Below are 10,252 nucleotides of genomic sequence, written 5' to 3' on the forward strand. Positions count from 1 at the left end.
ACGACCATTTCCTATTAATTATACATATTTTTACCGATAAATCAATATCGAATTCATATCCGAAAAAATTTTTGAGGAGGTATCAAAGCCGGTTATAAAAGTTTCTTGAAGTTCTTTCATAAATATGTTAAAATGCAACTATAAATTTGCGCGGAGAGCGGGTTTACAGCACAATTGAAAAAGTCCCGATCTCCAAAGAAAGGGCGTATTGATATGGGTTTGATCAAAGCGGCGTTCGCGGCCGGCGGAGGCGTGCTTGCCGACCAGTGGCGCGAGTATTTTTACTGCGAATCCCTGACCGTCGACGTGCTGGTCGCCAAGGGCGTCAAACGTTCCGGCAAGAGGACTTCCAACACCAAGGGCACCGAAGACATCATCTCCAACGGCTCGATCATCGCGGTCAACGAAGGCCAGTGCATGATGATCGTGCAGCAGGGCGCCATCGTCGAATTCTGCGGCGAAGCGGGCGAATTCGTCTGGGATAACTCGACCGAACCCACGGTTTTATACGGCGGCTTCGGAAAAGGCATCGGCGATTCGTTCAAACGCTTCGGGCGCCGGTTCACCTTCGGCGGCGACGCGGCGAACGACCAGCGCGTGTATTTCTTCAACACCAAGGAGATCGTCGGCAACAAATACGGTACGCCGGCTCCGGTCCCGTTCCGCGTGGTCGATAAAAACATCGGCCTCGACGTTGACATCGCGATCCGCTGCAACGGCGAATTCTCCTATAAAGTCACAGACCCGATTATTTTCTATAAAAACGTGTGCGGCAACGTCGCCTCGGTCTATGTGCGCGAGACCATCGACAGCCAGCTCCGCACCGAACTGATGACGGCTTTGCAGCCCGCGTTTGCCAGAATCTCCGACATGGGCATCCGCTACAGCGCTCTGCCGCACCACACCGCGGAGCTCTCCGATGCGCTCAATGAAGTGCTGACCGAAAAATGGAGCGCCGCAAGAGGGATCTCCATTGCCTCCTTCGGCATCAACTCCGTTAAGGCCTCTGACGAAGACGAGATGATGATCAAGCAGCTGCAGAAAGCAGCGGTATTCCGCGACCCGACCATGGCGGCCGCGCAGATCGTCGGCGCGCAGGCGCAGGCGATGCAGGACGCCGCAAAGAACGAGGGCTCAGGCGGCGCGTTCATGGCGTTCGCGGGCATGAACATGGCCCAGAACGCGGGCGGCGTCAATGCCGCGTCTTTGTACGGAATGGGTCAGCAGCAGCAGAAAAAAGCGGCCGGCTGGGACTGCTCGTGCGGCGCGAAAGACAACGAAGGCAATTTCTGCGCCGAGTGCGGCAAACCGCGCGGCGACGGCTGGACTTGCTCGTGCGGAACCGCAAGCAACAAAGGCAAGTTCTGCGCAAACTGCGGCAAACCGAAGCCCGCGGGCGTTCCCCAGTATAAATGCGACAAATGCGGATGGGAGCCGGAAGATCCGACAAAGCCGCCCAAGTTCTGCCCCGACTGCGGCGATCCGTTCGGCGACGAGGATATTAAAAAATGAGCGGAGTTGATGACGTCAATCTCCAAAAGACCCTTGAGGAGACCGACGAAAAATGCCCGCAGTGCGCAGCCACGATCAGCTATGACCCCAAGACCGGAAAGCTGTCCTGCCCGTACTGCGGCTTCACCAAGCAAATTGTCGTCGAGGGAAAAGCCGACGACAGAGCCGAGGAACTGGTCTTCGCCGACGCGCGCAACGCCGAGACCAATTTCCAGTGGGGCACGGCCAAAAAGACGGTCATCTGCGAAAACTGCGGCGGCGAGTCGGTATATGACGCGCTGATGGTATCGGATGTCTGCCCTTACTGCGGTTCCAATCAGGTCACCGAGGCAAAGTCCGGCAACTCGATTCCCCCGAACGGCGTCGTGCCGTTCAGCATCTCCAAAGAGGATGCGGGGCAGAGATTCCAAAAATGGCTGAAAAAGCGCTGGTATGCCCCGTCCAAGGCCAAGAAGACCGCCAAAGAGGGCAAACTGACCGGGTTGTTTTTGCCGTATTGGACTTTTGACGCAAACACCTATACCGATTATACCGCGCAGGCCGGATATACCCGCACGGTCAGCAACGGAAAGACCAGCACGACGGTCACGACCTGGAAACCGGTCGCCGGCTTCTATTTCCGCCAAATCGACGATTTTCTCGTCAGCGCCTCGACCCACCACGACGCGGCACTCATGAAAAAAATCGAGCCGTATGACACCAACAACGCAAAAAAGTATGAACCGGAATTTCTGTCGGGATTCATCTCCGAGCGGTATTCGGTGGGACTTCGCCAGGGTTGGGAAAACGGCAAAGCCGGTATCGACAATTTGCTGAAGGATGAAATTTCAACCAAGATCAAGCGTGAAAAGCACGCCGATAAAGTCGCCTCGCTGCACACCACGACCACTTTTGACAGCATTACATACAAACATCTGATGCTGCCGATGTGGGTCTCGAATTTTGTCTACAAGGGCAAGGTCTACAGCTTTCTCGTCAACGGCCAGACCGGAAAAGTCGGCGGTAAATATCCGATCTCGGCGTTCCGCGTGATTTTGACCATCGTCATCATCCTTGCAATCGTCCTGCTGCTGTATTGGCTCAATCAAAACAGCCACGGCGGCGAAAGCGTTTACTTCAATTGACCTCCGCTTAATAGGGGGGTGCCCCATTTTCAAATGTTAAAATCATCTTATCCGACGCAATCGGCCTCCATGACATTTTCAACCGCTCTCTTTACGGTTTCCGGTTGAATAGGGAATAAGAAAAATCCTCACCTTCGGGGGATACAGGTCAATGGACAAATTGAGTTGGTCAATTCGCGTTCCGCTCTTAAAAAATAACATTATACGAAATCAACTGGGTCTTGCGCTGGGGATTCCGTTCGGCATATTGCTGATTATACTCATGCTTGTACAAGCCTGGGGCGGATTAGCAATAGTCGGCGAAACCCTTATTATGGGATTCTGTTTTGTGATGTTCATTTTCCGAGGCACCTACGATGTACAGTATGTGCTGGATGAAAAGGGCATCATCTGTGAAACCCAGAATCCGCAAAAAAAACGGGTGCGCCGCATGTCGGTCGCAACGGCGGTCATGGGGGCACTCACAGCCAATCCCACAGCCGTGGCAGCAGGTATATCGGCAGGGGCAGGCATCAAGCAGCGATTCCTTTGGAAACGAATTCGGAAAGCAAAATACCTGGACCGATCCGCAACTGTTATGATATATGCGGGCTTCGGAGAAACCGCAGCCGTGTTTTGTACGGAAAAACTATACGGCAGTACAAAAATTTATCCAAAGCATGGTTTTACGGAACGCTGAAAAATAGCATTCCGAGTTGACATGCTGATAAAGTAAAAATTTATTACTGCCGCACAATTGAATGATGCGTTTGGAGGTGGGTTATGTTTTGCTCTCACTGCGGAGGAATTATTCAAGAAGAAGAAAAATATTGCCCCAATTGCGGAATCTCGGTAAACAGTCAGGACGGCGGCACGTTTTACAGTGTATCCGCTCCGATGGGATTTTCGCCTAAAATCAACGATCCGGCCTTTGCGCAATACAAATGCAAAGCGGGAATCTGGTCCGTCCTTTTTGCGTTGATACTGGCTGTCATTGCACTCATCGCTTTTCCGATTTACGGAAAAGTAAGCGGGGAAATCGAGTGGCCGGATTCGTTGCTGTACGGTGGGGGCATCGGCGGCATGTTTCTGGTCATCGCATTCATTCAACTGATGAAGCGTGCGTTGGATAAGACCTGGGACGGTACTGTGGAGGAAAAGGAAACGTATCGGCAGCGCGAAGGAAAGGACAGTACAGGAATCCACACGTACTATGTCGTCAAGGTGCGCAAGGATTCGGGCGGCGTGAAGAAACACAAATGGCGCGATAAACCCGGGTTATACGACTATTACGCCGTCGGTGATCGGGTGCGTCACCACAAGGGCTTCTATTGCTACGAAAAATATGATAAAACCCGGGATGCAAAGATTATGTGCGCCGCCTGTATGACCTTTGTTGAAAAAGACAGAGATGTTTGCCCACGGTGTAAATGCCCGCTGTTAAAATGACCGGAAGATGAAAGGAGTTTTATTGATGAAAAAAATAATTTCAATGATACTGGCGGTCTGTATTCTGGCCGGTCTGCCGTTAATATTTGCGGGCTGTTTAAAAATCTATCCGCTTGCAAAAGGCACAAAAGCAACTGAAACCATTCAAACCAAAAAAGAATATACCTTCGGAAGCGCTGAAAAGATCGGGTGGGAACTGGAAATCCTCCCAAATACGTTTGATGACGAAATAAACCTTACCATGGCCGTACTGTCAAAAGAAGAAGCAGTGGCGTATCAAAACGACGCTTTTGAATTGATAGGTTCTCCTGTAAAAATTACTGCGGGCAGCGAGGACAGCATTCGCCTGAACCGACCGGTTACCGTCACGATGCGGATATCGGAGGAGTTGCGAATATCCCGGGAAAATGCCGACGATTATTTGGTCGGATATTACACCGGTGACGGATGGGAATACATATTCCCCGATTATATAAAAGCAGGAGACGGCTATATCGTTTTTGAAACCTACCATTTTTCATTGTTTGCAACCGTCAAATTGACCGATGCGGAGAAGGTAAAACTGTACGCAGAAAAAATGGCGTTGCAAACCTGGGAGGATGAGCAACGCGAAAAGGCAATGACGGAAAAACTCCAAACGATGTTTAACGAGTCCTTTGAAAAAATGGGCATTACCGATGAGTCAGTGCGGGGCAAGCTGTTTAATGCCATTGCCAAGGAAGCCGATTTCGGCACACTGACAGTTGCGGCCAAGCAGGGTGATCTTTCGGATTTTACCGCCAAATGCGGGGAAATGGCGTCAAATGCTTTAATCAAACACTTTGCGCTGACCGAAGATGATTTGGCCGAAAAACTCAGTGCCAAAGGCGCCGCTGTCACAACAGGCCTGCTCAAGGGCGCTGCGGCGGCGGCAAAAGGAGAGTACAAAGACGCCGCAAAAGAAATGGCGTCCGCTTTTATCGGATATTTTCCCGCCGGACGGGCGTATCAGGCGGCCATTGAGGTCACACAGGCGAGCATTGACACCTGGAAGGACTACGAGTTGGACGCCGCCTATCAAAGTTATGCGGGAACAACGAAAAACGGACAATATGGCTATAAAGTGAGCCCGGGCGACTGGGCGGCTTTGGAGATTCAAATGCGGGGTTATCTCAACCGCCTCCAGAGCGAAGCGAAAGACCGTTATTGTGAAGCAAACGGGATTTCCCACAGCGAACTGGACAAAGATGAGCAGCTTTGCCTTAAAATCGAAAACGAAGCGTCACTCACATTAAAAAAGATGTTTGAACGCCGTTTGGCGGCTGAGCTGGAAATTGCAAAAAAAGAAAAAAAATACGGAAACATTATTGAGGGCTTTGAAAAGAGCGGTCTTTTAAAACGCGGTTCATTGGGTTTTGACGGAATGGACGTACAGGATCGGCTGCGTTCTCTGTTTGCCGCCAGGCGAGCGATTCTGGAACTGTTCGGCGGCAGTATGCCCGTGCTGAGCGCCGGAGATAGCGCAGAAAACAATCTGAATCAGGCCATCGGAATGTGGCTTTCCTATGGGACAAAAAACCGGGGAGAGTTTTATCAATGGCTTAAGGAAAAGGGTTATAATAAAAGATCCGAGGTTTTGACGGATGCGGGCGCCGCATGGATGCTCAGCGGCACAAATATAAACAAGACTGAATCCATTACCGAAGAAATGGTCAAGGCAAATGACCGGATTACCGCTCACAGCTATGAAATTTATCCCGGCGGCGGAAGTTTGTCAACAACAAAAAAATGGATGGATGAAAAGGAATACACGGTAAGTGCCTCCTTTGCTTTTACCGTACCGGAACGCATAAAGCCGGGAGAAGAGTTTGAAATTACACTCTCAGCGGCAGACGCCGGTTCAAATAACCCTGACGCTTATATTCAACATGGCATTCAAGCGGTCGTATGGGTAAATTACGGCGGGAGTTGGTTCCAAACGGATTCCCTGACGGCTGCAACCGAAACTTTCCGGCTCAGCGACAGCCCGTCCGCATCAGTGATGAAAGCAGAAACAACATCCAAATTCACCGCTCCGGCCAAAGCAGACGGTTTTACAATCGTATTTTCGATTACCGGCGGTGACGCCCCCGGGAAAATGGTCATCCATTACGATTACGAGTTTTCCGAAAACGGCGGTTAAATGAACAGCGTGATTACAAGCGATTCTTGATTTGCCTATGCGATTTTTAAAAAAGCTGAATGATAACAAACGGGCGCGGATTTCCGCGCCCGTTTTTATACTGTGGGAACGGTCTTGACCATTCCGTTTTACTACAACGATGAATTTTTAAAAATTAACGGGCGAACGAAGTTCGCCCCTACATTTAAAATCGAACAGATTTTTAGAAACGCGCGGAATTATTTGACTTTCGCCCGTTTTTTGCTTTTTTGAATACGGGTTTCGATTCGGAAAACACTATCTTGACGCATGAACGTCAAGAAATCCTTTAGGAGTGTTTATAAATTTATGAATCCTTTTGAATTGAAACCGAACGCCGTCGAAGACGGCATCATGGACTGGGCGACCATCTATCCGAAACCCTACTGTAAAATGACGGTCGATCCTTATACAAAAGTCCGCATCATTTTGATGAACGGTATCGAGGTGGAAGCCGTGATGTTCAAACATCAGCTCCACCGCCACACCCAAAACGAAGATATCCGCCGTGAGATCGCGTTGACCCGTCAGGTCGAACAGCAGCAGCAAAAGATCATCAACTGGCTCAAACTGATCGACGAAACCCAGCTCGAGACGACCATCGGCTACGAGCACGTCGCGGTCGACCTGACCGCGTGGCTTGCGCAGAACGAACCCGACAATTATGTCAAGCAGGCGCTCGATTTCGCCCTGCTCGAGGACTTTGACCACCTTTACCGCTTCTCGAACCTGCTCGATCTGGACTCCCAGATTCCCGCGCAGAACCTTGTCAAGAGTTACGTCGACATCACGCCCGGGCGCCCGACCATCGCCGAGCACCGCCACCCGTTCGACGCGGTGCGCTATAACGTCGACTTCAAAAAAGCCGACGTGCGCACGATGCTGAACACGATGATCATCACCGCCGGCGAACAGCAGACGATGAACTTCTATATGAACCTCGGCAACACCTATTATAACGACCTCGGGCGCAAACTCTATCAGGAGATCGCGATGATCGAGGAAGAGCACGTCACCCATTACGGTTCGCTGCTCGACCCGAAATCCACCTGGCTCGAGGGCGCTTTGCTGCACGAATACGTCGAGTGCTATCTCTATTATTCGTTCGCGCAGTATGAGACCGACACCGAAGTGAAAGCCCTTTGGAATATGTTCTTTGAACAGGAAGTCTCCCATCTGCATCGGACCGCCGATCTCCTCACAAAGTATGAGGGCAAGGACTGGCAGCAGGTCATCCCCGACGGCGAATTCCCGAAACTGCTGGATTTCCATGACACCAAGGAATACGTCCGCCAGATTTTGGGCAGCCAGATCCTGCTCACGGCGAAAATGGAACAGTATGTCGACGTCAACACCCTGCCGGTCAATTATCAGTATTTCTGGTATCAGGACCGCGTGAATCACGACGTCTGCAACGTGGCAAGCCACAAGGTCGTCGCCGACCACCAGAATCAGTATCAGATCGACTATCGCGCCGAGGGCAAAGCAAATCCGGTCGCCGAACTCACCGACCGAAAAACAGACAACACCGACATCGCCCGCAAGCAGACCGCAGGCGTGAGCGGCTCAAAGTAAGTAAATTAGGAGTAAACCATGGGTATCGCAACTTCTGTCATTGATAAATATCAAACCTGCATCGATGTCTGCACCAAATGCGCGCAGTCCTGCAAGGAATGCCAGGTCGCATGTTTAAAAGAACCCGATGTCAAAAACCGGCTTAAGTGCATCGGAATTCTCTCGGAATGTGCCTGTTTATGTACGGAATCCGCGTCATTTATGGCGACGGACGCCAAATATGCCAAGGACGTATGCAAACTCTGCGCGACGATCTGCGAGGACTGCGCAAACGAGTGCGGCATGTTCAAAGAGGACCACTGCGTCAAGTGCGCGACCGAATGCCGCACCTGCGCGGACGAATGCAGAATGATGGCAAAATAATACCGGGTGACGCGGTTTCGTTTTCATTGCGTCCGTAGGGGCGATTCGCAATCGCCCGCAAGATGGCAAAGACGTTCGGGCGATTACGAATCGCCCCTACGCGCGTTAATCCAATAAAAATGCGGCGGGGAAACTCCCCGCCGCATTACATAACATCAATTACTTCTCCACCCGTACGATGTTGGGATCGGTGAAAATGTCGTATTCGTCGTAACTCGTCGTCGAGAATTCCGAGATCACCGCGCCGGTCTTGCCCGAGGCGAACCAGTGCCTGGCGTTCGGATAAATCGTGTATTGTTCACCCGGCAGCAGCTTCACCTCATGCCAGACGGTCATGTACGGCTTGTACTTTTCGGACGGCATAAACGCCGGGGACGCGGTCGCTTCGCCCTCGACATAGAGATACACTTCGCCGTAACGGCAGCGGAAGGTCTCCTCTTTGCCGTCATATTTGATATCGGCCATCGGCGCGTGGCGGTGTTCGGGGCAGAGTTGCCCGGGCAGCAGCACCATCTCTTTAGCGCAGCACTTTTTGGTGTTGACGTAGGTGATGATCTCAAGTCCGATTTGGCGGATGTCGCCGAGCCCGAAATCGGCGACTTCAAGGTTTTCCTTTTCGGCGTCGGTCAGAACGATATGCGCCGTTTCGTAAAATTTCAGGGCTTCTTTTTTGATCTGTTCGCGTGTGATTTTATCCATTGCGTTTTCTCTCCCCGATAAATTTTTCGGTCTCGGCTGCGGTTTTGATTCCGGCGGTCGCGCCGACAGCGGTCACGCTGCATGCGCCGACGCCGTTTGCGAATTCGACGCGCTTTTTTACGTCCCAGCCGCTTGCAAGCCCGTATAAATAACCCGCGCAGAACGCGTCGCCCGCGCCGGTCGTGTCGGCGGGATTGTCAATCAAGAACGGTGCCATAACAAAGGGTTTTTCGCCCACGAAATCAACATACGCGCCTTTGGAGCCCATTTTCAAAATGATGTCGCGGCTGCCGAGTTTCCGTAACGCCGCAACCACTTTTTCGGGTTCGCGCTCGCCGACGATCATCGCGGCTTCGTCGATGCTCGGCATAAATAAATCAAGATAGGGCAGGGTGGGCTGCACGAGCCGATCCCAGTACCCGCGCGGGTCCCAGGCGGTGTCCATCACGGTGAATTTTCCGGCCGCTTTAGCGGCTTTCATATAGTCGGCGCAGGGTTGTCCGTCGAGCGAAAAGTTCAATCCGCAGCCCGCGACAAACACGATGTCGACCTTGGCGGTCAGTTCGGCGGGGATTTCGGAGGTCTTAAAATCCGCAGCGGAGCCGGGGCTGTATAAAAAGCTGCGTTCACCCGACGACGCAATAATCACGACCGAGGTGGTGGTCGCAACCGAACCGGTGACCACGCCGGAGATATCGACGCCCGGTTCGGAGAGCTCTTTTTTGACCATGTCGCCGAACGCGTCCGCGCCGACTTTACAGGCGACAAACGGCTTTGCGCCGAGCTTGGCTAACGAGATGGCGCAGTTGGTCGCGCAACCCCCGGTATGAACTTCGACGCCGCCCTTGGCGATGACAAGCGTCCCTAACGGAGGCAGTTCGTCGACCGGCTTTAAAATGACGTCGGCAGTGACGCTGCCGATGCAGAGGATTTTTTTCATGCGGTTACCGTCTTTCTTTTTTGGATAAGCATTGAATAAAAAATAAAGAATGTCAATCAAAGGCGATTTCCCATCGCAACGGTTTCCATTTTACCCTATGGGGTGTTTTTCGTCAATATTTTTCCTACATTTTTCTCGGGCGACGCGCCTTATACGCGGGCGACTAATGCATCCTTACGGTTATATACAAATTGTAGGGCGGGATGCATCGAACCGTAGCGGTTCGTTTCATCCCACCGTGCGGACGAACAGTGTTCTTTCGCAAAAAGCATTCGTTCTTCAAACAAGTGGTCTCATGATTTTTCGCGGGAGGTATCTCTCCTCCGTCATTGCGAGGATTTTCCCTGTAGGGCGCGGCATCCCTGACGCGCCGCGTGGATTTACACGCCGCGTGGATTTACGCGCCGCCGTTTTTCGTAGGGGCGCGCATTG

Annotated in this window: 9 protein-coding genes; 7 read left to right on the forward strand and 2 right to left on the reverse strand. The window is 51.8% G+C overall.

Going from position 1 to position 10,252, the window contains the following annotated elements:
* Positions 1 to 213: 213 nt before the first annotated feature.
* The 7 genes from PKH29_07185 to PKH29_07215 all read left to right on the forward strand — a co-directional run bounded on the left by PKH29_07185 (position 214) and on the right by PKH29_07215 (position 8,181).
* Positions 214 to 1,512 carry an SPFH domain-containing protein gene (locus PKH29_07185; GenBank protein ID HNX14621.1) on the forward strand — a complete coding sequence of 433 codons (1,299 nt, stop codon included), beginning with the start codon at positions 214 to 216 and terminating at the stop codon, positions 1,510 to 1,512.
* On the forward strand, positions 1,509 to 2,636 hold the full coding sequence (locus PKH29_07190) for a hypothetical protein (GenBank protein HNX14622.1): 1,128 nt from the start codon (positions 1,509 to 1,511) through the stop codon (positions 2,634 to 2,636). The genes PKH29_07185 and PKH29_07190 overlap by 4 nt, the downstream gene beginning before the upstream one ends.
* A gap of 151 nt (positions 2,637 to 2,787) precedes the next feature.
* Complete coding sequence (locus PKH29_07195) at positions 2,788 to 3,315, forward strand: hypothetical protein (protein ID HNX14623.1); 528 nt, start codon at positions 2,788 to 2,790, stop codon at positions 3,313 to 3,315.
* 83 nt (positions 3,316 to 3,398) lie between these two features.
* Positions 3,399 to 4,064, forward strand: a complete 666-nt coding sequence (locus PKH29_07200) for a hypothetical protein (GenBank protein ID HNX14624.1) — start codon at positions 3,399 to 3,401, stop codon at positions 4,062 to 4,064.
* 25 nt (positions 4,065 to 4,089) lie between these two features.
* The gene (locus tag PKH29_07205) at positions 4,090 to 6,225 is read left to right on the forward strand and encodes a hypothetical protein (protein HNX14625.1); all 2,136 of its coding nucleotides are present in this window, start codon (positions 4,090 to 4,092) and stop codon (positions 6,223 to 6,225) included.
* Positions 6,226 to 6,552: 327 nt separating this feature from the next.
* Positions 6,553 to 7,818: a hypothetical protein gene (locus PKH29_07210; GenBank protein ID HNX14626.1), complete on the forward strand. Its 1,266-nt coding sequence runs from the start codon at positions 6,553 to 6,555 to the stop codon at positions 7,816 to 7,818.
* An 18-nt stretch (positions 7,819 to 7,836) separates the two neighbouring features.
* Entirely contained in the window at positions 7,837 to 8,181 is a 345-nt protein-coding gene (locus PKH29_07215) for a four-helix bundle copper-binding protein (GenBank protein HNX14627.1), read from the forward strand.
* Between the two features lie 159 nt (positions 8,182 to 8,340).
* On the opposite strand, the gene PKH29_07220 is transcribed toward PKH29_07215, so the two are convergent.
* Positions 8,341 to 8,880, reverse strand: coding sequence for a D-lyxose/D-mannose family sugar isomerase (locus PKH29_07220; protein ID HNX14628.1), 540 nt, complete (start codon positions 8,878 to 8,880; stop codon positions 8,341 to 8,343).
* Complete coding sequence (locus tag PKH29_07225) at positions 8,873 to 9,820, reverse strand: carbohydrate kinase family protein (GenBank protein ID HNX14629.1); 948 nt, start codon at positions 9,818 to 9,820, stop codon at positions 8,873 to 8,875. Before PKH29_07225 ends, PKH29_07220 begins: the two co-directional genes overlap by 8 nt.
* Positions 9,821 to 10,252: the final 432 nt, after the last annotated feature.

Source organism: Oscillospiraceae bacterium, assembly GCA_035353335.1.
Taxonomy (GTDB): Bacteria; Bacillota; Clostridia; order Oscillospirales; family JAKOTC01; genus DAOPZJ01.